17 protein-coding genes, 1 tRNA gene and 1 pseudogene are annotated in these 26,479 nt (G+C 46.7%); 4 read left to right on the top strand and 15 right to left on the bottom strand.

What is annotated here, in order from left to right; genetic code table 11:
* The coding region (locus BACCELL_RS06035) for an ATP-binding protein (RefSeq protein WP_007210736.1) at nt 1–1,239 on the top strand (1,239 nt) is incomplete at its 5' end.
* Nucleotides 1,240–1,382: 143 nt separating this feature from the next.
* Here BACCELL_RS06035 and BACCELL_RS06030 read toward each other — a convergent pair.
* From BACCELL_RS06030 to BACCELL_RS06015, 4 genes are all read right to left on the bottom strand, one after another.
* Nucleotides 1,383–1,464, bottom strand: a tRNA-Leu gene (locus tag BACCELL_RS06030).
* Nucleotides 1,465–1,539: 75 nt separating this feature from the next.
* Complete coding sequence (locus BACCELL_RS06025; RefSeq protein ID WP_007210735.1) at nt 1,540–2,565, bottom strand: S41 family peptidase; 1,026 nt, start codon at nt 2,563–2,565, stop codon at nt 1,540–1,542.
* 39 nt (nt 2,566–2,604) lie between these two features.
* Entirely contained in the window at nt 2,605–3,465 is an 861-nt protein-coding gene (locus BACCELL_RS06020) for a DUF3316 domain-containing protein (protein WP_007210734.1), read from the bottom strand.
* A 40-nt stretch (nt 3,466–3,505) separates the two neighbouring features.
* On the bottom strand, nt 3,506–6,184 hold the full coding sequence (locus BACCELL_RS06015) for a DNA gyrase/topoisomerase IV subunit A (RefSeq protein ID WP_007210733.1): 2,679 nt from the start codon (nt 6,182–6,184) through the stop codon (nt 3,506–3,508).
* A gap of 268 nt (nt 6,185–6,452) precedes the next feature.
* Here BACCELL_RS06015 and BACCELL_RS06010 point away from each other — a divergent pair, with 268 nt between their 5' ends.
* From BACCELL_RS06010 to bamJ, 3 genes are all read left to right on the top strand, one after another.
* Complete coding sequence (locus BACCELL_RS06010) at nt 6,453–6,701, top strand: ABC transporter permease (RefSeq protein WP_007210732.1); 249 nt, start codon at nt 6,453–6,455, stop codon at nt 6,699–6,701.
* Nucleotides 6,702–6,803: 102 nt separating this feature from the next.
* Nucleotides 6,804–8,345, top strand: coding sequence for a glycine--tRNA ligase (locus BACCELL_RS06005; RefSeq protein WP_007210731.1), 1,542 nt, complete (start codon nt 6,804–6,806; stop codon nt 8,343–8,345).
* A gap of 21 nt (nt 8,346–8,366) precedes the next feature.
* Nucleotides 8,367–9,035 carry a BamJ family beta-barrel-assembly machinery protein gene (bamJ, locus tag BACCELL_RS06000; protein ID WP_007210730.1) on the top strand — a complete coding sequence of 223 codons (669 nt, stop codon included), beginning with the start codon at nt 8,367–8,369 and terminating at the stop codon, nt 9,033–9,035.
* 71 nt (nt 9,036–9,106) lie between these two features.
* On the opposite strand, the gene BACCELL_RS05995 is transcribed toward bamJ, so the two are convergent.
* The 11 genes and pseudogenes from BACCELL_RS05995 to BACCELL_RS05945 all read right to left on the bottom strand — a co-directional run bounded on the left by BACCELL_RS05995 (nt 9,107) and on the right by BACCELL_RS05945 (nt 26,460).
* On the bottom strand, nt 9,107–10,966 hold the full coding sequence (locus BACCELL_RS05995) for a serine hydrolase (RefSeq protein ID WP_007210729.1): 1,860 nt from the start codon (nt 10,964–10,966) through the stop codon (nt 9,107–9,109).
* The gene (murQ, locus tag BACCELL_RS05990) at nt 10,963–11,784 is read right to left on the bottom strand and encodes an N-acetylmuramic acid 6-phosphate etherase (RefSeq protein ID WP_007210728.1); all 822 of its coding nucleotides are present in this window, start codon (nt 11,782–11,784) and stop codon (nt 10,963–10,965) included. Before murQ ends, BACCELL_RS05995 begins: the two co-directional genes overlap by 4 nt.
* A 53-nt stretch (nt 11,785–11,837) precedes the next feature.
* Nucleotides 11,838–12,677: an ATPase gene (locus tag BACCELL_RS05985; RefSeq protein ID WP_007210727.1), complete on the bottom strand. Its 840-nt coding sequence runs from the start codon at nt 12,675–12,677 to the stop codon at nt 11,838–11,840.
* Between the two features lie 134 nt (nt 12,678–12,811).
* Complete coding sequence (locus BACCELL_RS05980; protein WP_044153422.1) at nt 12,812–13,999, bottom strand: acyltransferase family protein; 1,188 nt, start codon at nt 13,997–13,999, stop codon at nt 12,812–12,814.
* Nucleotides 14,000–14,025: 26 nt separating this feature from the next.
* The gene (locus BACCELL_RS05975) at nt 14,026–17,019 is read right to left on the bottom strand and encodes an FAD-binding and (Fe-S)-binding domain-containing protein (protein ID WP_044153642.1); all 2,994 of its coding nucleotides are present in this window, start codon (nt 17,017–17,019) and stop codon (nt 14,026–14,028) included.
* Nucleotides 17,020–17,247: 228 nt separating this feature from the next.
* Nucleotides 17,248–18,480, bottom strand: coding sequence for an exo-beta-N-acetylmuramidase NamZ family protein (locus tag BACCELL_RS05970; RefSeq protein WP_007210723.1), 1,233 nt, complete (start codon nt 18,478–18,480; stop codon nt 17,248–17,250).
* A gap of 1,419 nt (nt 18,481–19,899) precedes the next feature.
* A pseudogene (locus BACCELL_RS27670) lies at nt 19,900–20,406 on the bottom strand (MFS transporter); the annotation flags it as partial.
* Nucleotides 20,407–20,425: 19 nt separating this feature from the next.
* The gene (locus BACCELL_RS05960) at nt 20,426–21,790 is read right to left on the bottom strand and encodes a SpoIID/LytB domain-containing protein (RefSeq protein WP_007210721.1); all 1,365 of its coding nucleotides are present in this window, start codon (nt 21,788–21,790) and stop codon (nt 20,426–20,428) included.
* Between the two features lie 235 nt (nt 21,791–22,025).
* Nucleotides 22,026–22,958, bottom strand: coding sequence for a DUF4922 domain-containing protein (locus tag BACCELL_RS05955; protein WP_007210720.1), 933 nt, complete (start codon nt 22,956–22,958; stop codon nt 22,026–22,028).
* A gap of 146 nt (nt 22,959–23,104) precedes the next feature.
* The gene (locus BACCELL_RS05950; protein ID WP_007210719.1) at nt 23,105–24,568 is read right to left on the bottom strand and encodes a glycosyltransferase family 2 protein; all 1,464 of its coding nucleotides are present in this window, start codon (nt 24,566–24,568) and stop codon (nt 23,105–23,107) included.
* 32 nt (nt 24,569–24,600) lie between these two features.
* Nucleotides 24,601–26,460: an outer membrane protein assembly factor BamB family protein gene (locus BACCELL_RS05945; protein WP_007210718.1), complete on the bottom strand. Its 1,860-nt coding sequence runs from the start codon at nt 26,458–26,460 to the stop codon at nt 24,601–24,603.
* Nucleotides 26,461–26,479 lie beyond the last annotated feature (19 nt).

Here is a 26,479-nt window from a genome sequence, read left to right as displayed (position 1 = left end):
GTTCTATTCGGTCGGAGGCGTATTGGAAAAACCCAATTGGCGCTACAGTGTACCGCAGGAAATCTGACTCTTTATTTCTTTGTTGCGCGTAAGGCGGAAACTTTGCTTTGCCAGGACTTCGTAGAGGAAGCTGAAAATAAGTTAGGATTGCCTATTGGCAGTTATGTTTCTTTTGCCAAGTTATTCCGTCACTTGCTTATTATCTCCCGGGAACGTCCCTTTAATCTTATTATTGATGAATTTCAAGACTTTCAGCGTACTAACCCCTCTATTTTCAGTGAAATACAAAGAGAGTGGGACTTGAATAAGGGGACTTCAAGAATGAACCTTATTGTTAGTGGTTCTATCTATTCGTTGATGCACCAGATTTTTGAAGATCGGAAAGAGCCTCTTTTCTCCCGTGCCGGGCAGATGATACATTTGAAACCATTCAAGGTGGAGGTGTTGAAGGAGATATTGGCCGATCACAATCCATCCTACCATCCCGATGATCTTTTGGCGCTTTATTCATTTACAGGAGGGGTAGCGTGGTACGTCAATCTGTTTATGACAAATAAGGCATATACCAAGGATAAAATGATTGGTTTGTTGGCACGTCCCAACTCTCCTTTTTTGAATGAAGGGAAGAATTTGCTTATTGAAGAGTTTGGACCGGATTACTCCATTTACTTCTCTATCTTAGAATGTATAGCCGGCGGAGACTATACTCGTGGAGAAATTGAAAATCGTTTGGGAAAGGCAGAGATTGGCGGCTATTTGGCTAAGTTGGAGAAATATTATTCTTTGATAAGTAAGAAACGCCCTATTTTCTCTAAGGAGAACTCTAAACAAGTACGCTATTGCATAGCTGATAACTTCCTTACTTTTTGGTTTCGCTTTATTTATCGTTATCAAGGGTATATTGAATCCGGTGCATTGAAACTGGTGGAAAATATAATCCGTCGGGATTATGATGTCTTTTCAGGAAGTATGCTGGAGCGCTATTTCCGTGATAAATTTATGCAATCTGGTTTATATACTGATATTGGTATGTACTGGAATCGAAAAGGAGAAAATGAAATCGATCTTATTACATTGAATGATTTGGATAAGACGGCTGCCATTTACGAGATAAAAAGAGATGAATCTCGGTATAGCATTACCAAACTGGAAGAGAAAGTGACAAGTCTATTGGAGGCGGAAAAGGAATTGAAAAAATATAGTCTTGATTTAGGGAAGCTCTCATTGCGGGATATGTAGAAAAGTTAGTTGCCGGAAGAAAAGGTGTCACCGAATTAATATCTGTATTTCTTGAAGTATTGAATTGTAAACAAAGAAAAAGCCTTCGGAAACTAATTCCAAAGGCTTTCTCTTCTTACATTTTAACCGTATTTTAAATACTGTGCGGGTGATAGGACTCGAACCTACACGCCTCTCGGCACCAGATCCTAAGTCTGGCGCGGCTGCCAATTACGCCACACCCGCAGTGGCTTTCTTGTTAAGCGGTGGCAAAGATAGAAAGTTTTTTCTTTCTGGCAAATAGTTTGGCATAGAAAGTGTTTATTGAACTACTTTTAAGAGTTCCCGTGCCCGTTCTATAATGGCATCACTTTTGGTATCATCCTCATCCATATCTACTTTCTCGTCCGGATCAATGCCGAATTCGATATGTTGTTTGTCTGCATCCAGGTGGGGGCTGGCGGAGAAACGTACACCCCAACCATTCGGAAGCTCTGAAGAGAAAGGTAATCCCGAACCGCCACCGGTCTTGTCACCTACCAGAGTAACGTTAGGAAAATAGCGCATCGCATTTACGAAATCATTTGTTGCGCTATAAGAGTGACGGTTGATGAGAAGCATTACTGGTTTTTGCCAACGGATGCTATTGGAGGGCTCCAAATAAATGGGTTTGGGATCAGAGAAGTCACTGTGTCCCTTCCCGGTCTTATGCTGGATATATCCCGTCAACACTTTCTCATTAGTGAAGCGGGCCGCTATACGCTCTGAATTGGTCAGATTTCCGCCACCATTGTTGCGAACATCCAGAATCAGGCCACTACATGGAGCAAGGTAAGAAAGTACCTCATCCAGATTGCCGTTACCGACACCACTGGAGAATGATTCATAATAGATATATCCGATATTGTCATCCAGAATCTTATATTTCATGCCGGCAGCGATGCGGTACGTCTTTCCGAGATATTGCCGTTCGATAATACCTTCGTTGAAGTTTCGGGGATAATCCAGATACCAGTCCCAGTAACGGGCCACATTTGAAGAACTGTACAGATTCACATGACCGTCTTTCAGTTCCGCCAGCATACTGTCAAGCACTTGGAACAATCCGTCATTACCCATGTTGGACGTAATGAGAGGTTGGTATTTATCGTGGATGGCATCCCAGTCTATTTGTTTGTAATCCAGGAAACAGTATTGCTCGTCAATGATCTTCCACAAAGCTTCGAAGTTTCCCTGTGGTGAATTGTTGAACTCTTCCTCCCGGATACAGCTGGATAGCAAAGGCAGTATCATGAGCGCTACTCCCAGCCATCTAAACTTACTATGATATATTTCTTTTATTCCCATTATTCTATCCCCTTATCACGATGTTATCGCTTTATCACTTTATTTTTTCTTCTTGTCACGAATGAGAAACAATTCTTTTACGAAACCTACCATAAACACATGCGAATAGGTATGCGTCTTTATATCATTTACCTTGGACTGTTGCGCATCCCAGAGATAGGCTAAACGCATTTTGGCTCTTCCTACCGGGAAATCAACAGTCAGCATCTGCCGCAGGGATGGCTGGTTGTGTAGGGAAGTGAAATTAATCACCCCGTTCCAGTTGCCCAACGTAAATATTTCGTAGTACGACTGTCCATAGTTGGGTGAGAACATAATACCTGCAAAAGGCAAGTTAACCTGATAGCGCAGGCTAATCGGATAGTTCTTGATTCTTAAATCCCATATTGCCATTCCCGATGCATCCAGATTGATGTAAGCGCGTGCCTGTGCCGGGTTGTTGCCATTGCGCAGATTGTAGACAAAGCCACCATTTAAGTCGATAAGTCCTCCGGCAAGTAATTTGAAGTTAGAAGTAATCGGAAAATTATAATGCAATCCGTAATTCCAGTTTGCCAGACCGGAGAACGTATTGTTGTTGTCCACCCGGTTGTGTGTATAGCCTAAGTCTGCCTGGAAGAAACTTTGCAGAGATACATTACCGTTCATCCACTTCGTCATGCGCATACTTTCGCGGGAAATACGGAAGTCAACGCCTTTGTATTCCTGCGGTGACAGGTAGGTGTCGAATACGTTCGTGAAGCCGACACCATACATTGTGGCGCGGGTTATAAAGCGTGTCCTTGCAGAGGAGTCTGCCCTCAGCTCTTGCAGCGCCTTTTCTTCAACACTTTGCGCTTTTATACTTCCACCTGCCCAAAGCAGGCATCCCACTATTACACCAATCTTATATAACTTCATTGATATAGTTGCTTATCACTAATCACTAATCATTAATCACTTAGAACAGCTTCATCTGCCCTGTTATTTCATCCCGGATATCATCTTCACTCTTTCCATGATCGGGGTCTAAAATTTCCGGCTCTTCTTCCTCCCGATCTTCTGTGTCCTGCGAAACCTCCGGCTGTCGTGTAGGTTCCAGTTCGTTGACAGTTTCCATTGTGAACGTAGTGATACGTTTACCTTTTGCTTTGAAACCTTTTACGGCGATAAATTCATCAGCCTCTATAATCATGGGTTCACGGAAACTGTCGTGTCCGCCGAATATGATTTCCAGGCGGGGATAACATTCGTCCGTCAGTAAGATGAGGCGATTGTTCTTGTTTTCTCCCAGATAGTTCTGCTTGCGGTTGGTTGCTTCCATACAGAAACGTTTGATATATGGGAAATTCTGTTGATCCGCGTCATAAAGTACGGCTGTCCATACCTTGTTCGGGTCAAACTTCTCTAATATACGAATATTGGCTTCATAGTGGTTGCTGAGATCGAAGTTGGTGATGTAGAACTCTCCGTTATCATGCACCACCAAGATACTGTCGTCGCTCTGGAATTCTCCCAGGTATTCACCTCGTCCGTCATAATTAAGGCGAAGTATGTCACGGTCGAACCAAACTTTTCGTCCGCCCAGAGTAGAACCTCCACGCTGCTTCAAGGCGATCTTGTGCACCGGAAGCTTGGTTAGAATGTTTCCCCTTGCCTGGCGTCCCTTAATGCCGATGGCACTAAAGTCTTCTTCGAAGATAATGCGTCGTACCCGTGGATTGGGTTTCAAGGTTACTTTGATGACTTCCGCTTCCCCGTTGGGGTTGGCAGTGAAGTACATGATGCGTGAATCGGGTGTGCCTTGCGTCACATCATATTCGCGATCACGGATAATGCTTGTCACTGCAAAACGCTTGATATAATGTGTACCCTCTTTTCCGTCACGGTAAACCACATTGTAGATGGTGCGCTTATCGTTTTTCTTGAATACATTGGCATAAAGAATATTCTTGCCCACAAATTTCTTGTCGGAAACAGGAGTAACCAGATATCGTCCGTCCCGGAAGAAGATAATGACATCGTCGAGGCTGGAACAATTTGAGAGAAATTCATCTTTCTTCAGACCTGTGCCGATGAAGCCTTCTTCGCGATTGATGTATAATTTTTCGTTGGCTTCCACTACCTTGCTTGCCTCGATGGTATCGAAGTTGCGCAATTCTGTACGGCGCGGGAAATTCTTGCCATATTTGTTTTTCAGCATCAAATACCAGTCTACCGTATATTCCACGATATTAGCCAGGTGATGGTCTATTTCCTCTATGTCCGCTTTCATACGGGCAATGAGTTCTTCCGCTTTGTCGGAGTTGAACTTGAGGATGCGCCCCATCTTTATTTCCATCAATTTGAGGATATCTTCCTTGGTTACTTCGCGTACGAATTGTGGATAATAAGGCGTCAGACGTTCGTCGATGTGTTCGCAAGCAGCATCCATATTTTGGGCCTGCTCAAATTCCTTGTCTTTATAAATGCGTTCTTCAATGAAGATCTTTTCCAGTGAGGCAAAGTGCAGGCTTTCCAGTATTTCGTCTTTGCGTATTTCCAACTCCTGGCGCAGCAGGGATAAGGTGTTATCTACTGATTTTCTCAGTATATTGCTCACGGTGAGGAAGTGAGGTTTCTGATCGTCGATGACGCAACAATTGGGCGAAATGCTTACTTCGCAATCAGTGAAAGCATACAAGGCATCTATCGTCTTGTCCGAGGAAACACCAGGCGCCAGGTGAACCAATATCTCTACGTTGCCAGATGTCAGGTCTTCTACCTTCTTTATCTTGATTTTGCCTTTTTCGCTTGCCTTTACAATAGAGTCGCAAACACTGGCTACCGTTTTCCCGTAAGGAATTTCTTTGATAGCAAGTGTCTTATTATCAATCTTTTCAATTTTAGCGCGTATGCGTACCGCACCGCCACGTTCTCCGTCATTGTATTTAGAAACGTCGATGCTGCCACCTGTCTGGAAATCCGGATACAGTTTGAATTCCTCTTCATGCAGATAGTGGATGGATGCATCGCAAAGTTCATTGAAGTTATGGGGAAGTATTTTGGATGAAAGACCTACCGCAATACCCTCTACTCCTTGTGCCAGCAGCAAAGGAAATTTAACAGGCAGGGTTACCGGTTCTTTGTTTCGTCCGTCATAGGAAAGTTTCCATTCGGTAGTTTTGGGATTGAACACTACATCGAGGGCGAATTTCGACAGGCGTGCTTCAATGTAACGGGGAGCAGCAGCGCCGTCACCGGTGAGTATATTACCCCAGTTTCCCTGACAGTCTACGAGTAAATCCTTCTGTCCCAATTGTACCAATGCATCACCGATAGAAGCGTCACCGTGCGGGTGAAACTGCATGGTATGTCCTACGATGTTCGCTACTTTGTTGTAACGTCCATCTTCCAAACGCCTCATGGAGTGCAGGATACGTCTCTGCACAGGCTTCAAACCATCATTGATGTGGGGCACGGCACGCTCCAGAATAACGTATGAAGCATAGTCCAGAAACCAATTCTGGTACATACCGCTTAGTTGGTATTTTGCTTTTACGTCTTTCGTGTCAGCGGGTTTATAATCCGAATGTCCTTCGCTCCCTTCCGGGAGTCCGTTTTCCAAGTCGTCTTTTGGTGCTTCAAAGTCTTCGCTCATATCTGTTCCGGGAATATCTATTCTGAATAATCACTGAATTTTTCAGTCGAACGCAAAATTACTAAATTTCTCGGGAAAACCTGCAAATGAAGGTTTTTTAATTATTTGTAGTGATGACTATTAAGAGGAATGATGTCAGTAACGGGTGAACATTCAGTTTTTTTCCACTGCGTGTAAACTTCCTTAACACCATTATAAGTACTTCCCTTAGACAATCGGCTGACTATTAGCTTTATATTACTTTGGCACAGAATTGGATATATAATTGGTGGAGAAGAACAATTATGTTGGGGTGACTTTTCATAATATAGTTCACTTTGGAGTGCCCTCTCTTGTGACTGACCACAATTTCTTCTCGTTTTTTGGTTTTCCGTTGAAAGAAGGAGATATTGAAACGGCATTTTCCGGAACTAATAATGCGATTATTACGGAGTCGGCTGCCAGGAAATATTTTCCGGATGAAGATCCTATCGGACAGATTGTGACGGAAGTGCAAAGTGAGAGTTTGTTACGATAAGATAAATTAATACCCCACCTGCCCGACTTATGATATAAATCCCTATCTTTGTGGCGCTTTTTAATAAAGAACAGGATTAAAATTAATAGATATAACAAAAAAATGGCACAAGAAGACGTTTTTAAGAAACTCGTATCACACTGTAAGGAATACGGTTTCGTATTCCCCTCCAGCGACATCTACGACGGATTGGGAGCAGTGTATGACTACGGTCAGATGGGTGTGGAACTGAAAAACAACATTAAACAATACTGGTGGCAGAGCATGGTGTTGCTGCACGAAAACATTGTCGGCATCGACTCCGCTATCTTTATGCACCCCACCATCTGGAAGGCTTCCGGACACGTAGACGCATTCAATGACCCTTTGATTGACAACCGTGATTCCAAGAAACGTTATCGTGCCGATGTGCTGATTGAAGACCAACTTGCAAAGTACGACGATAAAATCAATAAAGAAGTTGCCAAAGCTGCCAAGCGTTTCGGAGAGGCTTTTGATGAAGCGCAGTTCCGTAGCACAAATGGTCGCGTATTGGAACACCAGGCTAAACGCGACGCATTGCACGAACGTTTTGCAAAGGCTCTGAATGATAATAACCTTGACGAGCTTCGCCAGATTATTCTGGATGAAGAAATCGTTTGCCCCATCAGCGGTACAAAGAACTGGACGGAAGTTCGTCAGTTCAACCTGATGTTCTCTACAGAGATGGGTTCTACTTCGGATGGTGCCATGAAGATTTACCTGCGTCCTGAAACAGCCCAGGGTATCTTTGTGAATTACCTGAATGTACAGAAGACCGGTCGCATGAAGATACCTTTCGGTATTGCACAGATTGGTAAGGCATTCCGTAACGAGATTGTTGCCCGTCAGTTCATTTTCCGTATGCGTGAGTTTGAACAGATGGAAATGCAGTTCTTCGTGAAGCCGGGTACTGAGCTGGAATGGTTCAAGAAATGGAAAGAAATCCGTTTGAAATGGCATAAGGCATTGGGATTCGGTGATGATCACTATCGTTATCATGATCATGATAAGTTGGCTCATTATGCGAATGCAGCTACAGATATCGAGTTCCTGATGCCGTTTGGCTTCAAGGAAGTAGAAGGTATCCATAGCCGTACGAATTTTGACTTGTCGCAGCATGAGAAGTTCTCAGGTAAGAATATTAAGTACTTCGATCCCGAAACGAATGAAAGTTATACTCCGTTTGTTGTGGAAACTTCTATTGGTGTGGACCGTATGTTCCTCAGTATCATGTCTGCTTCTTATTGCGAAGAACAACTGGAGAGCGGAGAAAGCCGTGTAGTACTGAGATTACCTGCCGCACTTGCTCCTGTGAAGTTGGCTGTAATGCCGTTGGTGAAGAAAGACGGTCTGCCTGAAAAGGCTCGTGAGATCATCGACTCATTGAAGTTCCACTTCCACTGCCAATATGATGAAAAAGATAGTATCGGTAAACGTTATCGTCGTCAGGATGCCATTGGTACTCCGTACTGCGTGACTGTTGACCACCAAACTCTGGAAGATAACTGCGTGACGCTGCGTAATCGTGATACGATGCAACAGGAACGTGTGGCTATTGCTGAACTGAATAACATCATTGCAGACCGTGTTAGCATCACTTCATTGCTGAAGGGGTTGCAATAAGTAATACAATAAATTAATAGAATGAATAAAAGACTCTTAATATTTCTACCTTTCCTGTTACTCTTGGCAGGTGTATTTACTTCTTGTGAAGAAGTAGAGGAAGTTGGTAAGTATGATAACTGGCGAGAACGGAATGAAGCTTATATTGATTCATTGAATCTGATCATAGGTGGTCGGGCTGATAGAATTATAGAAGGGGCGAAATATGAAGGTGATAACGGTGACTCTGTTAAGCTTAGTAAGATTCCTGTAGGTGAATTATTTGCTATTAAGGATAACTACAAGAGTACAACAGAGAATTCTTTGTATATTTATTGTAAGAAAATATCGCCAGACAATCCCGATGGGGAGCGTCCGCTTTATACGCAGTCAGTTACGACATACTATTATGGTACAATAATACTGGGGGATAGATTCGATGGTAATTTTGTTGGTTACAGCGCAATAGACCGCGGCGTACTGCTTTCTGAAGGCGAGGGCGCCAAGGTGCCTACGGACTTTGATTCTCCATCTTCTTTTAGTGTGACAGGTGTCGTTTCTGGATGGACTACAGTATTGCAATATATGCATACGAAAGAACGCTGGATATTGTATATTCCTTACCAATGTGGATATGGAGAAAGCGGATATGGTTCAATTCTTGGTTATTCAACTTTGACATTTGATATGCAATTAGAGACAGTAAAGTAGAGGCTCTTTATAAAATAGATAGATAGAGAGGCTGCTCATTTATGGGCAGCCTCTTGTGTTTATAGAGGAGTCTACATCTTCTTTTTCAACGCTTTCACCCAAATTTTATATCCTTCTTCATTCAGGTGTAAGCCGTCACTGGTCAATTCTTTGCGAAGCACATTCGTGCCTTTCTCTGTAAATAACGGGAAGAGGTTGATGAATGTAATTTTGTGATCTTTAGCTAAAACTTCCAGTTGTGCATTGATTTCGGGAACCATGTCGGTTTTCCCGGTTAGCTTTTTGTAACGTCCGAAGCTCTCATCGAAAGGCAGGAGACTTTGCAGGTAGAGTTTCGTATTAGGAGATTCACGCTGAATGCGCTCTACGGTCATGCGTATCATACTGACGATGCTGTCGGCTGTGAGGTCGTGTGAGATGTCATTGACACCGGCAAGGAGGAATAATTTCTCTGGGTGTCCCGGAAGTATCTGGTGTAGACGGTCGTAAATGCCCATAACTTCGTCACCGATGATACCACGGTTACGGATGTTTTTCTTGTTGAGGCGGGTGTTCCAGTTGCCGCCACCTTCTGTAAGGCTGTTGCCCACCATGACGATGTCTTTGGAGGTAATGGCAGGTTCATCCATGAATTGGAGGAAGCGCTTATAATAATGATCCGTATAAATACGTGGGGTGGGATAGATAGAAGCTGCAACGACATTGGCTATCAGAGAGCGCAGACGAACCATGCTGTGACCGTCTTCGGGATGCACGGCATTGACGAGCAGGATGACGGAAGTATCGTTGTCCGGATCTATGATGATGGAAGTACCGGTGTATCCGGTGTGCCCGTAGGTGTTCGGACTAAAATAATCTCCGTTATTGGAAGCGTAGGCGGTGAAATTATCCCATCCTAAAGTGCGTCCTAATGTAGCAGTGGCACGGGGGACGGTACGTATAGCTTTTACTCCCAATGGGCTGAGGATGCGGTGTCCGTTCCATTCTCCGCCGTTTTGCAGGGCGGCGCAGAGGACAGCTATGTCTTCGGCACAAGAGAATACGCCGGCATTGCCGGAAATACCACCATTCATGACACGGGCGAGTGGATCGTGTACTTGTCCGCAGAGGACGCTGCCGTCGGATTGCTTCTCGGTAGGAGCGATGAGGCTATGCCAGTCACCTTCGGTAGAGGTTGCCCAATGGGCATCTGCTGTATTGATCCATTTCCCATCCTTATCGCGCTTGCAGGGGAGATAGTCGGTATGGGCCATACCTAATACATCAAATAGATTTTCGCGAGCGAAGTCACGTAAGGATTGTCCGCTGACGGTTTCGATGATGCGTTGCAGGGTAATGTAGTTAAGGCAACTGTATTGGAAGTCGGTCTGCGGCTTGAAGTCGCGGCGGCAGTTGGCTATGTACTCTATCATTCCGTTGGGACTGGGGGAACCATATTGTTTTTCCAATTCACTGGTTGGGGCATAAGGGGGGAGACCGGAAGTATGTGTCAACAGGTCGGCGATGCGGATGATTTTCTTATCTTTTCCGTCTTCGCTCACCCAGGACTTAAATTCAGGTATGTAGAGGCTGACGGGATCCAAGAGACGGAGCTTACCGCGTTCTGCCAGGATATGGGTACAGATGGCAGTGGACATGGATTTACTACATGAAGCCATATCGAAAATAGTGTTTACAGTCATAGGCTCGGTGTTAGGGTACACACGCTTGTTGCCGTATGCTTTGAGGTAGGCCATCTTCCCGTTGCGTACTACAGCGAGTACGGCACCGGGAATGTCTTTATTGGCGATGGCGGTTTCTATCGCTTCGTCAGCGTACAACAAATGACGGGAATCCATGCCGACTTGTTCGGGGGCAACACGTTGTAAGGATTGTGCATTGGCTTGCAGGGCAAGCAATACAATGAAGAAAAAGGAAGAGAGGAGTTTCATAATGTTACCCCCCTATAAGCATCTACTGCCTTTTTCACTGAACCATGCATTAGCAACAGTGCCTTTGCCTTTCCATAGTCCAATCCCAGTTCTTCTACGATCATGCGGGTACCACGGTCTACTAATTTCTGGTTACTCAGCTGCATGTTCACCATCTTATTACCTTTCACGCGGCCCAGTTGTATCATGACGGAAGTGGTAATCATGTTCAGTATCATTTTCTGTCCCGTACCCGATTTCATGCGTGAGCTTCCTGTTACATATTCTGGTCCTACAATCATTTCGATGGGAACATCTGCTTCAGCCGCCATCGGAGAGTCGGGGTTGCTGGTGATGCAGCCTGTAAGAATGCCGTGCTCACGTGCTTTCTGCATGGCGCCGATAACGTAAGGAGTCGTGCCGGAAGCAGCAATGCCGATGACGGTATCTTTATCCGTAATGTTACGTTCAACTAACTCTTCCCAACCGCGACGCATATCGTCCTCCGCATCTTCCACCGGGTTACGCAAAGCTGTATCACCGCCTGCTATCAGTCCGATGACGAGTGTAGGAGGCATACCGAATGTTGGAGGAATTTCTGATGCATCCAGCACACCCAGGCGACCACTGGTGCCAGCTCCCATATAAAAGATGCGTCCGCCTTGCTTCATGCGCGGAATGATTTGTGTCACCAGTTTCTCAATCTGTGGGATGGCTTTTTGAACAGCCAATGCTACTTTCTGGTCTTCTGTGTTGATGTCCTCCAATATTTCGCGGACAGATTTCTTTTCCAAGTCGTTGTAGAGCGAAGGTTGCTCTGATATTTTTACGAATGCCATGATGATGATGAGATTTATGATTTATAATTTATGATTTATGGAGGCTGGGGTGATTAGCTATGGTAGCTAATCAGGCCTTCCATGGGGCTCTGGAGGATGGTGCCTATTTGGACGCCCATTTCCTGTGCGGCCTCGGTAAGTACCTCCTTATAATGGAATGCTACGGAGCCGATGAAATGTACCTTGCTATGCTGATAATCGTATTGCATGACGTTCCTTTTCAGGAAAGCCTTGAAACTGTTCAGCACCAGCGTGCGCACACAAGGCTCGTTCAGATTCTGAGCGAGGAATGGAGACAGGCTTGCCAGGAACCGGTTCGGGAATGGTTTACGGTATACACGGTCGATGATGTCTGCCGGTTCCAGATTGAACTGCTTGAGGAACTTCTCTTTCAGTTCCGGAGTCATCTGATTTTTCAGAATATCACCTACCAGTAACTTACCCAGGCAAGCACCGCTACCTTCGTCGCCAAGAATGAAACCCAGGGGAGAGACGTTGGCACCAATGTGTTTGCCGTCGTAGTAACACGAGTTGGAACCTGTGCCCATGATGCAGGCTATGCCCGGTTCGTGTCCACAAAGTCCGCGGGCGGCGGCAAGCATGTCCGTATTTACTTCCACTTCGTCGCCCGAAACCTGGAGATGTTGGATAATGGCACGGTGTACCATGGCTATTTTGTCGGGGAAGCCACAGCCGGCACCATAAAAGTACACAGCGTCGAAGGCATTGGTCGTTAACTGGGGCAGCAGCGCTGTCGCAATTTCATTACTGATCTCCTCTTCCGACTGAAAGAAAGGGTTGGTACCTTTCGTAGAAATCTGCTGGATGAGTTTACCTTTCTCTACAACACACCAATCGGTTTTTGTAGAGCCACTGTCTGCTATTAATATCATATCGTTTTAAGTTTAATTATTTACTTGTTGTTTTAAGGAGTTAGAGGAGTTATCGCTTCGCTGGGAGTTAGAGCCGATAGTCTTTTTATTATAAGCAGAAGTATCGGCTTTAACTTCTATAACTCCTTTATCTCTTATATCTTGATATATATCTTCCGTTTATACAATTGATAGCCGATGCACCAGTTGATGGCTACAAAGAGCAGTGCGTAGGCCAGTGAACCGCCTGTCTCACCGAATATCGGCATAAGAACGATCTTGTATAAGAATCCGTGTATGCTGATGCTGCCATCGCCCCAAGGGAAGCTGATGCTGCCGAACAGGATACTTAGTACTCCACCCAGAACGTACATGAACAGGGGGTTGACACCAAAAGCCTCGAAGAAAGTGCACCATTTCTTGTATCCTTTTACGTCGATGATCCAGATGAGCAGTGCCAGGAAACTGGAGGCCAGTCCGCAAGTGGTGAGAACGAAGGTGGGAGACCAGATTTTCTTGTTGATAGGACAACCGTAGCTCAGCAGAAAGCCTGCAAAAGTAAGGATGGCACCAACCAGAAATAATTTGATCAGGTGAGAATTCAGTAAGGCTTCGCGGCTCTCGGCTCTATTGCTGTCTAGCATCATGCGACCCACGCAGAAGCCCAGCAATACATGGGCAATGGATGGGATGGTGCTTAAAAGACCTTCGGGATCAATGCCGTTGTCCTTGTACATGTGTGCGGGGGTGAGGATGGCACGATCCACTATGGAGAGGATATTGGTTTCGTTGTAAGCAAATCCGTTGCCACACATCAGCAGGATGAAGTAGCCTACCAGCAATGTGGCAATGAGATAAGGGATGTGACGGTGTTTCATGGTCAGCGCAATAATAGCGGTAGCACCGTAGCAAAGGGCCAGGCGTTGCATGACACCCAGGATACGGATGCGGTCGAAAGTCCAGACGGATGCCCAGAGTTGTTCGCCGAAGCTGAGACCTTCATGGGAGCCTGCCCAGTAGTAACAGAATCTGGAGAACCAGCCGATGGCAAGTCCGATCAGGAAGATGATAATAGTACGCTTCAATATCTTCGTGGCGGCTGCATGACTGAACTCGAAATTGTATTTCTTCAGGGAGATATAGGTAGAGATACCCATGATGAACATGAAGAAGGGGAAGACGAGGTCGGTGGGGGTGAGGCCATTCCATTCGGCGTGGCGTAAGGGGGCATATATATGTCCCCAAGTGCCGGGGTTGTTCACCATAATCATGCCCGCAATGGTGACACCGCGAAGGATGTCGAGGGCAAGAATGCGCTTGTTTGTCTTGGTCTGACTGTTCATTGTAATAAGTGTGTTAAGTTATTTATTCAATTGTCAATTCCCTTCGTACATTGGTCTACGAGATAGGCGATAGAGACGTAGGGGATACCTGAGTTGGTAGTCAGTCCTATTTCGCAAGTACGACTGTTAGAGTAGCCGATAGTGATGCCGGATGCTTCTATCTGCGGACGGAGTTTGCGCAAGGCATAGGAATTCAGTTCGGGATAGGTGAATCCGCGGTCGCCGGCAAAACCACAGCAGCCTACTTCTTCGGGTACGAAGACATGCGTAGAACAGAGTTTTGCCAGGGAAACAATTGTATCTGCCAGTCCCATTTTGCGCATGGAGCAGGTGATGTGTACTGCTACGGGGCGGTCGGTCTGCGTGAAGACCAGTTTGTCTCGCAGGAAAGTGTAGATGAATTCTGCAGGTTCGTAGAGCTTCATCTTTTGAATGGTTTCGCGCATGCGATGCAGGCAGGGGCTTTGATCGCAGAGGACAGGATATTTGCCTTGCTCGCTGGCTTCCCAAAGGGCGGCTTCGAGTTCTGCGGCTTTGCGATCGGCAATGTCGAGCATACCTTTACTTTCCCAGATGGTGCCACAACAGAGCTTATCCATGTCCTTGGGGAAGATGACTTCGTAACCGCCTTTTTGCAGGAGGGAGATCATCTTGTTTACCAAAGGTTGCTCCACGGGGGATTTTTTCGGGAGTCCCATGGTTTGGTTGATGCAGCTGGGGAAATAAACTACTTTGTCAGCTGTGGAGTTACGAGCTACAGAACTACAAGCTACCAGTGTTGCGCTATCATTCTGCATAGTACTCGTAGCTTGTAGCTCGTCACTCATATCTGTTGTAGCTTGTAGCTTGTAGCTTGTCACTTTATAGCTCTTCGGCATGGCAGGCGTCCACAAAGGTATGCCCAATACATTGTGCATCCCTTTCGTAATGCTGCTCATGGCTTTGGTTCCTAATACGGAGTGTCCGAAATTGGCTAATGATAAAACGGGGCGCAGACTACTCTTGACACTGGCAAAGTGATTGGCTATGAAATCTCCTGCTTTATATCCGAGGCTACCTTTCGGTAGCGTTTCCTGGCGGATGATATGGGTCAGGTCGCCTGTATTGATATTCATCGGGCAAGACATGGAGCACAGTCCGTCTCCTGCGCAAGTTTGATTGCCCGGGTAGCGGTATTGTTTTTCGAGTAGAGACAGACGTTCCGGGTCTGTACCGCTTTGTTTCAGACGTGATATTTCCCGTTGCAGTACAATGCGCTGGCGCGAAGAAAGGGTAAAGCCGCACGATAGGCAGTTCACTTCGCAGAAGCCACATTCGATGCACTTGTTTACTTTTTCGGCAGGACTGGCTTCGTCGATAGGAATCAACGGCAGCGGTTTGAAGTTTTTGATGTGACATTGCGGGTCATCATTGAAGATAACTCCCGGATTGAGCAGCCCTTTCGGGTCGAACAACTGCTTGACTGCCTTCATGGCTTCAAAAGCTGCCTCTCCCCATTCATATTTCACGAAGGGGGCCATGTTACGTCCGGTGCCATGTTCTGCTTTCAGCGAACCGTCGTATTTATCGACTACCAGAGTCTTTACGTCATTCATCAGGTCCTCGTAGCGCTTTACATCGGCGTCGGTACTGAAGGACTGGTTCAGGATAAAATGGTAGTTGCCTTCCAAGGCATGACCGTAGATGCAGGCATCATCGTAGCCGTGGCGGGCGATGAGCTGTTGCAGATCGGCAGTGGCTTCGGGCAGGTCTTCGATGTGGAAGGCTACGTCCTCGATGAGGCAGGTAGTGCCGGGTTGGCGTGTACCGCCTACGGATGGGAATATACCTGAGCGGATAGCCCAATACTTGGAATATTCTCCCGGTCGGTCGGTGAAGTGCACGGGGATGTAGGTACTGAAAGGTTTCAGACACTTTTCGATCACTGAGATATTCTGTTCCAATTCCTCGCGGGTGCGGGCTTTGGTCTCAGTCAGCACGGCTGTGAGGCCGGAGGCATCGGCAACTTCTTGCTTATACTTTAAGTAGACAGGGTCTTCTACCGAAGAGAGGCTCTTGTAGTCCAGCAGTTCGGCGCCTTTTACTAATTTTTCATCAGCAGATGACACGGATGACGGGGATGAAGAATTACGATTTGTCAACTCCTTCATCGCCACCACTGCCCGACAGGCATCCTTGATACTGGTAAAATAGAGCATGGCGCTTGCCTTGTGCGGATAGTCGTACTCTGTGCGCATGGTAATCTGGGAAAGGAACGCAAGCGTGCCTTCCGAGCCTACCATCAGGTGGGCAATAATATCGAACGGGTCATCGAAGCGAATGAATGGCAGAAGATTCAATCCGGTTACGTTCTTGATGGAATATTTGTAGCGGATGCGTGCAGCGAGTTCTTCGTTGGCACGTATCTGGTCCCGCAGTTCGCAGATGCGATTGTAGAAATCGGGGTGGGTGGCTTCGAAGGAAGCACGCGAAATATCATCCCCTGTATCCAGCACGGTGCCGTCCGCTAATACAATGCGGGCGGAAAGAAGCACTTTGTCACTATTGGCATGTGTGCCGCAATTCATACCCGAGGCGTTGTTCATGACGATGCCGCCTACCATAGCACTTTTCACGCTTGCCGGGTCCGGAGCAAACTTACGTCCGTAGGGGGCAAGAATCTCGTTAACCCGCTGACCGATGATGCCTGGTTGCAAGGTAATCTGTTCATGATCGGGAGAAATGCTGTACTTCTCCCAATGTTTTCCGGCTACTATCAGGATAGAGTCACTAATGGCTTGTCCCGACAAACTGGTTCCTGCGGCACGAAACGTTACTGGCAGACCGTAACGGTCGGCAAGTCTCAACAGGTCGGAGATTTCCTCTTCGCTATTGGAACGAATCACGATTTGTGGGATAAGGCGGTAGAAACCCGCATCTGTTCCCCATGCCAACCGGCGTAGTTCGTCGGTATATATCCTATCTTGCGGAATAAGTCCCCTTATTTCCTGCAAAAACGAAGTGTAGCTACTTTTTACCATAGTGTTTTCGCCTTTCTTTTCCTTATCATTCTTTTCTTCTTTCACCGGCACCCCCGTCAGAATGTGCTGTAGGATTGTTTTAATGACATCCCGGTCTCTCCTGTGATGAGAAGCGTATCTCACCTCTCATGATATGGGCTTCTCATGACCCATGACATACGTATCTCATGAGGGGTGACATACATATGTCTTTATGACTTTTTCAGTGTAAGAAGCGTTTATTGTTCCTTACTTGTATAGGTAGTACTTCTTAGACAATCGTCGGAAGTCTTCAGCATCCTTATACCAATAGTCGCGCACGTCTTCCCAGCGGTTGCGCTGTGAGAATCGCTTGCGTATCTCTTCCGAGCCGCTTACCATGTCGAACATACGAAAACGTCCCTTGTCGGCATGCTCAAATACGGCACGGTCAGGATAGAGCGCTGCGATCTCCTGCATCACCAGGAACTGGATGTCGCTCAGCGGAGCTTTCTGCACATCCATGATGTGTACCTGTACGCCTTGCAGCAATTCACCTTTACCTACGGAGTAGAAGGGTTTCAGATACATCGGCCTGAATACAACACCCGGCACATTCAATGCGTTCAGGTTTCCCGCCAGTTTTTCTGCTTCTACCCACTGTGCGGCAAACATCTGGAACGGTATCGTATAGCCTACCCCGATGGATATGTATCCCAGTTCACCCAGAATACCGCTTACCGGATAGAATATAGCCGAGTGCGGATGAGGAATATGCGGAGAAGAGGGTACCCATTGCAACCCCGTCTGTACATAGTCCATCTTGCGTTTCCAGCCTTTCATCTTCACAACGTGCAGGTTACATTGTGCTGCCATCATCTTCTCTCCGTTCAGCATCAATGCCAGCTCACCGCAAGTCAGTCCGTAAAGGTACGGAATCTTGAACTGACTGACAAAAGAAATGCAATCATCTTCTACCAGATTGCCTTCTATCTTGAGGCCGCCTACCGGATTGGGGCGATCCAATACAATAAATTCTTTACCGTTTTCGGCCGCAGCTTCCATAGCCAGCCCCATTGTACTGATATAGGTGAATGAGCGGCAACCGATATCCTGGATATCGTAGACCAATACGTCAATGTCTTTCAGCATCTCTGGCGTAGCCTTGCGGGTTTTGCCGTAAAGAGAATATACAGGCAATCCGGTGGTGGCATCTTTAATGTCCGTCACGTGGTCGCCGGCATGTACGTCACCACGAACCCCGTGCTCCGGACCGAAGAGGGCAACCAGATTTACGTTCGGTGCTTTATGCAGAATGTCAATGGTGGATTTCATCTGATTATCCACTCCGGTAGGGTTGGTAATCAGACCTATGCGTTTGCCTTCCAGACACTTGAAATTCTGGTCTTTCAGGACTTCGATGCCTGTCTTTATTCTTATCTTTTGTGCCTGCGATGTACCACAGAGCACACAGAGCAGGCAAAGGAGAATGTATTTCTTCATGATTTATAATTTATGATTTCTTGCTTATCACTTACCGCTTATCACTTTTTATCACTCTTCTTTCTTCCTTCCGAAGCTCGGATCTATCTTGATGAACGCACATACTCCGATGGTAGCGGCACAACAGATAATGGTCCATACGAAGAAGTGTCGGTAACCGATGGTTTCCTGTAACCATCCGGCAGCCATTCCGGGTAACATCATTCCCAGTGCCATGAATCCTGTGCAGATGGCGTAATGGGCAGTTTTGTGCTCGCCTTCCGAGAAATAAATCAGATACAGCATATAAGCTGTGAAGCCGAAACCATAGCCGAACTGTTCGATGAAGATACAGATGTTGACTGTCAGCAACGAGTGATCCTGTGCATAACTCAGATAGATGAATGTCAGACAGGTGAGGGACATACTCCATGCCATTGGCCATAACCACTTCTTCAATCCGCCCCGTGCAGCAACAAGACCGCCAATGATACCGCCAATTGTCAGTCCGATGATACCGATAGTACCATAGACGAAACCAACTTGTCCGGTAGTCAGCCCCAGTCCGCCTTTGTCTATTGGGTCCAGAAGGAAAGGATTGATGAGCTTCACGAGCTGTGCTTCCGGCAGACGGTAGAGCAACATAAAGAGGATAGCGACTCCTGCCTGTGGTTTGGTGAAAAAGCTCTTGAAAGTATCGAAGAATTCCTTCATCAGATTCTGGGCGGTAACGTCTTTCGACGGACGGTCGGATGCGGGTTTCGGCAATATCCAGTTGTGGTAAATACTTACCGCAAAGAAGAATCCGGACAGTACGATGAATACTATCAACCAGGCAAACGGAATGTTACCGGATGCACCTTCGAAGGTAGCGGAAGTCTCGTTCTTAATCTTATGATCTATTCTGAACAGTAGGTAAGCAGGCTTGTCCCAGTTCTCGGCAGTGAATTCGAACCGGGTGGAAAGGCTGTTCTGTTCCAGTTTGATACTTTGGTCACCGTCTTTGAAGGTGACATTCAATATCTTGGTTTCATCGGCAGATGGTTGCTTGGACAGACGTACGCCTACTATGGCAACGTTATCAACAGCACCTTCGGCTACTTCGCGCTTCTCGCCGAAAGTTTCACGTACCCATGCGGTGAAAGTGCTCTCCTTTTTCTCTGCTTTTACGGTGGCATCGCCTTCTTTGGCTTCCTCGGCCGGAACGAAGTGGTTGGCTATGTTGGATGCTTTGACCGCTTTTTCCAATTCGGCAATCCGTGTCTTTATATCTACCGAATCATTATCAGCGGTAGCGGTGACACCTGCTTGTACTATCGGAGAGGTATATACGAAATAGGCTTCTTTTTGTGTGTCGATATTCGTATCCTCAAAGTCGGGCAAGGTCAGGGTGTTAGTGTAAGAGGGTGAGACTTGAACTTGCAGCATGGCAGGTTCGAGACCGGTTCCGGTTTCAATCAATCCCGCAATGATGACCAGCAAGCCTTGTCCGGCTACCGTGGCAATACGGTAAAATGTACTTCGGATGCCCACGTAGAGCGATTGTTCATGCTCCGTCAGGGCGTGCATATAGAATCCATCCGCCGCAATGTCATGAGTTGCGGAGGTGAAGCCCACTATCCAGAATACTGCCAGTGTCAATTGGAAGAAGAAGGGAGTGGGGATGGAAAATGCAATGCCTGCCAATGCAAAGGCAAGGATGTATTGCATGACGACGGTCCACCACCGTTTAGTCTTGATCAAGTCGACAAATGGACTCCAGAAAGGCTTGATTACCCATGGCAGGTAGAGCCAACCGGTGTAGAGAGCGATATCCGTGTTGGATATTCCCAAACGCTTGTACATGATGACGGAAATGGTCATCACGGCTACGTAGGGCAAACCTTGTGCAAAGTACAGGGTAGGTATCCATGCCCACGGACTGGTTTTCTTGGTAGATTGTTTCATGGTATTTTCTTATTTCTGTTTACTCATATAGCTTCTCGATATTTGCGCCTATGTAATAGTGCAGCAGTATTGCGTCATACTTATAGCCTTGTTCGCCCATAACGGCAGCACCGATCTGGCATAGTCCTACACCGTGCCCCCAGCCTGCTCCGGTGAGGATGAAACGGGCGGGGATACCTTCGGGAGAGACGTCTTCCTTATCTACTACGAATGCGGAACTGTACAGGTGGGAAGTGGACAGCGTGCGACGTATTTCCAGCTCTTTACCGATGGTGAGCGTCTTCTTGGTTCCTATGATTTTCAGTTTCCAGAGGCGACCTGAAGTTCCACGGGCAATAGGAACAAGGTCAATGATTTGCCCGTAATCGATGCCGGAACGTTTCAGAATCAGTGCAGAAAGTTCTTCCTGGGTGTAAACTACTTTCCAGCGATAGAAGTCGGTGGTTTCCTGGTCATAGTTATTCAATACCTGTGAGAGGACTTTCTTGTCTGTGGTGTTGCAGAAAGCGGGTGGAGAAGTACGTATCCATGTCTCGGCTTCTTGCTCGTCGGTCAGATCTGGTAATCCGCTACCGGATAAGGTGTTTTCGAAACTCAAGTCATTGAATTTGGAACTGAAGATACGGAAATCCCGTTGTTTCAGGAGATAGGGATACTTCACATCTTCCCAGCAATACTGGAATTCTTCGAATGCACCGCCACAGCATTTAGAGAAGCGGGCATCGCATATCTTACCGTCGGATGTCAATACTTGTCCGCGGGTGGCAGCGATGGCTTGCTTTACGATTTCGGTGGAGGCGCGGGTAATGCCTTGGTAACGCTGGCAATGGTCGTCTGCACAGACGTCGAAACGGGTGTGGTCTTCACGGTCGTACCAACGGATTAACTCTTCATCTGTTTGGGTGAAAGCGGAATACTCTGTCTGGGTTTCCGTAATCTCCTTGTTCTTATGAATCTGAGCCAAAAGCCAACTTCGTGAAATTACTGCATGTGCCTCCAGCAGCTCTAATGAAGCCGTTGCGCTCATTTCACTGGAGATTACGCTGGTCAGGTAATCTTCTACGTGAATGACGTTGATGCCTGTCAGCTTCTTGTTCTCCACAATAATCTTCAGAGAACCCAGGAAGCGCTGGTCTTCTTTACGCTCCCAGTGGAAGTTGATGCCGATGGTGACATCGAGCAGTTCGAAAGCGTCGGTGGTTTCGTTTACAGGTTCAAATAGAAGTTCGTCATAAAGGCGTCCGTTCCACAGTATCCTGCCTTCGTTGTAGGTCACAACCTGCTTACCACTGATTTCCATACCGTTGATGCGGTACGGATTCAGCAGGATAAACTCTATTTGCGGCTCGAACAATATGCCTACGTGTACTTTGGGCTCTTTCATACTTATTTAAGTGTTATATTGCATTACTATCTCAAATTCCCCTCCTCCTGGGAGGAGGGGTGCCCTTTAGGGTGGGGTGGTAGGAGGATAATAGTATTCTTTATTATATGAGAAATAGGAATTTTGTAATTTTACCTACCACCTCCCCCTTTCAGGGTACTCCACCCCCTCCGGCTCCCCCGTTATCGGGGGAGAGCAATTCCCAAGAGAAGGAGAGCTCAAATAGTATCATTAACTATATCTTCTCTTTAATACTCTGACGCACCCGATGGAAGTCTTCGGCAGAAAGTGATACCTCACTCAGGATCTGGGCTATATCTTCGGCTGTGATCTTGAGAAAGTCTTTTTCGACCGGTGTAATAAACACTCCACCGAGATCTACGGATGCCGGACTGCTCAATAAATTGGCATCTCCTTCGGCTGTATAGCAAGCTGGACGGTGCTTCTCACGTGGAAATACGCATACGATCCATTTCTCATCTTCGTACCATGCCAATACATTCATCATTGGTTCGTCATCTCCCGGTTTGATGTCCAGTGAGTGGTAAATGATATCGAACAGGGCGGCAGCGTGTTTCTTATTGGCTGCTTCGATGACCAATGTTGCACGGGGAGCGTCATTCAAGTACCAGAGGGTGGCTTCACCGTAATCTGCCACTTTGCCTGCTACCTGTCCGTGCCAGTCCTTTTCAATAGGCATGAAACCTTTGTTGCCTGCCTGGAAGTGAGCATGGTCGGGGGCGGATGCACCGCATTTGGGACCATTATAGAATATTGTGTAATCCGTCAACGCCTGTGCCAATGCCAGCATATCCTTGAAACGGACGGCTATGCGCTGGTTCACGTGTGCTACTTCCGGTATCGTCAGGTGGCGGGGAAAGATAGGGAACGGATTGACCAGGATATTATAATGTCCTTCGAACGGAATTCCTTTCTGCACCGGCGGTAAATTGGCCGGGCAGAGAAAACATTTGCGTTCCTTGATGGACTGGGCATCTACTTTAGCTCCCGAAGAAACGATACGTGCAGGATTGAACTGTACCTTATACGGAATACCGTTTACATCGAGTTCCTTCACCTGCACACCCGAAAGGGCGGCGTAGTTGTTACGAGCCGTTTCCCAGGAGGCAAGTTGCTCGGTAAGCAGATTGTTTATGGTTTGGTTCATATTGAATGCTGTAACTGGTTACTTATTAGTGTGTTGCATAACACTTGCGTTTCATGTGAGGGACACTTGCGTTACATTTGTAGCACACAAGCATTTCATCTGAGAAACACTTATGTGGTACAAGTGCGGAAAACGCATGGAGTGTTTTATCTTCTCTTATTCTTCGCCACGCGTGCCTGGAGTTCCCAGGTACGGATGCGGTCTTTATACAGATTATGGCCATTCATTTTCACGATATCTAGTGAAGCATCCGAGTTGTCATCCCATCGGCGGCACAAGTAAACTACGTCATACACACGGCCGATCTGGTATTGGCGGGAGAAGTTTAATCCCAGTGCATAGTCTTCACCATAGCTGGTATTCGGAACTTTCACTTCACGCAGCACCGGTGTATAGAAAGCACGAGGAGCCCCCAGACCATTGATGCGGAGTGCATTGTTGCGTCCGTTTTCGGGTGTCCATTCTTTATGGTCGATAATACCCGGAGCAATCATATTCATATTGAAGTCCGTCATCATATAAGTACCTACCACCATGGCGCAATTCTGTTCATAGAAAGCACGAACCATAGTGGTCAGTGTATTTTCATCGCTGTACACGTCGTCACTGTCCAATTGTACAGCGAACTTACCACACTTGGGATGATGCACACCCATGTTCCAGCAACCGCCAATACCCAGGTCATTGCGTTCGGGGATGATATGGATGAGGTGTTCGTCGTTCTTGAATTCGTCAATAGCTTCTGTGGTCCCATCCGTAGAGTGGTTGTCGATGATAATCAGGTTGAACTTAAAGTCGGTCTTCTGCTTCAATACCGAATGAATAGCATCACGGATGGTGCGGATACGGTTGCGTACGGGGATGATAACCGAAGCTTCATATTCGAAGTTGCCTGCTGAAAATTCTATTTGTTTGAATTCTGGTGCCAAATAGCCACCGATTTCTTTCAGATGCTCGGTACAAGCCTGTTCCATTTCAATCTGGCGGTCACGGTTTCTGGGATCCACGTAATCGAATATCTTCTCACCACTCTTGCGGGTATCGTCTTCGATTTCGCTGTATAGATACTCATTGATGTGTACCAGACTTTCGTTCTGGCTTACTTTCAGGCGAAGGTCATAAAGCCCGGCAAATTTATATTCGTCTTCATTCATGCGGGCAGCAGCCTCCTTGAATGCATCTGTACGGAATAACAGCACGGAACCGAAGTCGAAATCATCGCGCAATGAGCCGAATTGATAATCGATCACCGGGGCATTGGTTTGCTTGCCTTCCTTTACCTGGTAGCGGTCAGCATATACCATGCCTGCACCGCTGTCTTCAGCAATGTGTATCATACGCTCCAGGGCGAATAAACCCAGTTCGAGCGTCGTATATTTTGTATAGATCAGCGTATATTCTGCATCGCTATGTCCGGCTATGTCTCTTATGGCCGCACTGGACTGGATGGATTGCATGTGCAGGGTACTACATCCGGGCAGGTTTTCTGTAACGTCCGGTAGGGCGAGCAGATAAATGTTATTCACTAAGCCGGTTTCTTGCAGGCCTTTTACTGTCTTTTCCGCTTGTGCAGCTCCTGAAAAAGGAACGAAGCAATTGATTTTATTCATAATGTCCTATATTGCTTTTAATTATTAATTCTTTAATTCTTAACTCGTAGCAGTCCCACTTCGCCACTGGTGGCAGTGAACAATACCTGTCGTCCGTTCAGCGGCACTACGGTACTGATCAGTGAGTTACCTATCTTATGTTTCCACAAGACTTTACCGGTTTGGGCTTCCAAAGCAAAGATCAGTCCTTCCTTGGTACTGCCGAACATTACGCCTCCTTTTTCCACTTGCATGGAGGGTGCATGTTCGTATCCGAAACCGACGTTGCTTGCCCATAATTCACGGGGTTGATCTCCTTGTGTGGCATAGCAGACAATACTGTCGTTCATGGTCTTGCTGAATACACGCGTTCCATCTTCCGACAGGCCAATCGTTTCACGTACCATAGACTGGAAAGTGCGCCACACTGTTTCTCCGTTTTCTATATTGATAGCCGTCATGGCACGTTGTGGGTCGGTGATAAATACTTTGCCTTCTGCGGCTACCGGCCATACGGCTGCGGGTGAGAAGTGCATGCGCGTTAAACCGCCTGTCCACTTCCATAATTCCTTGCCGTCTGCCTTATTCAATGCATAGAGGGTATTGTCCCAGGCACCGAAGATCACCTTGTCGGCTGTTACCAATGGTTTGGTTTCAATGTATCCTTTCACACCGGTATATGCCCAGAGCACTTTACCTGTAAGGATATCAATAGCACGGAAAGTAGAATTGCTGGCACCGATGTAGGCAATTCCATTTTCAATGGTTACCGCACCCAGTACCGGGGCTTTTGCTTTTACAGTCCACAGCAGTTTTCCGTCTTTACTGTTCAGACCGTAGATGTTACGGTCGGCAGAACCGAATACGACTATACCATCTGCCGCAGCCGGAGTGCCTACAATGCGCTTACCGGACTGGAAATTCCACAGTTTCTTTCCATTCTTCAAGGCATAGCAAGTCAGGTACCCCATATCGTCTCCGACGAACACTTTGTCTTTTTCTATTGCAGGCGAACAATAGATACCTGCACCGGTTTGCACTACCCACTGTTCTTTCACATTCGGGTATTCTGTGTTGACTGAAAAGTCGGGGTATTTCTCTGCTTTTCCATTACGATCATAATAGGGCTGAGTCAGCGAGAAAGCAGCCCATTGCTTTTTCGGTTCGCCGATGCGTTGCGTGTAGACGAGGATCGAATCTTTCGTTATATCATAGATGCCATATCCCGGTTTTCCATCTTTATCACGCAGGTTGCTGCGCATCAAAATACCCGGAATGCCATCATAACGCAAATCCCGGTTACGATGATAGTGCCCGCCGATGAACAAACGAATGTTATAGGGGCGCACTGCATCTGTTACTTCATACCAGTTATCGACATCTCCATCCAGTAACGGATAGTGTGTGACGAGTATAACCGGTTTATCTTTTCCAAACTTATCCATTTCTTCCGTCATCCAACGGATGTCCTGCGGAACGACATGTCCGTAAGCCATACGCATCAACGGTCCGGAGTTGAAACCCAGAAACAGAATGCCTTTATGCTCGAATTCAAAGCGTTCGCCGCCGAAAATCTCACCGAAGGCAGTACAACCGGAGTCGCTCCATTTGGTTTCATGGTTACCGAGGATCACGTAATACTTCGCTTTCAGTAAATCCAATGTCTCTTTGACTTTCAGCATAGTGGTACGGTCGCCCTCTTCGGTGATGTCGCCCGTAACCAAAACAAAGTCGATACTGTCTATCGCATTTATTTGCGCGACGGAACGTAGTAAGTCTTCTGTCGGGTTGGGGTTGTTGGGGCTGAAATGGATGTCCGTTATTTGCGCAAAACGGAATGTGCCATGTTGTGCCTGCACCGCGAACGGTAGCAGGCACCCCAACAGGAACGTTATTAAAAGTCTTCGCTTCATAAATGATGATTGATTTTAG

Origin of the sequence: Bacteroides cellulosilyticus DSM 14838, from assembly GCF_000158035.1 — a bacterium.
Taxonomy (GTDB): domain Bacteria; phylum Bacteroidota; class Bacteroidia; order Bacteroidales; family Bacteroidaceae; genus Bacteroides; species Bacteroides cellulosilyticus.
This window is presented reverse-complemented; position numbering and strand designations above follow the sequence as displayed.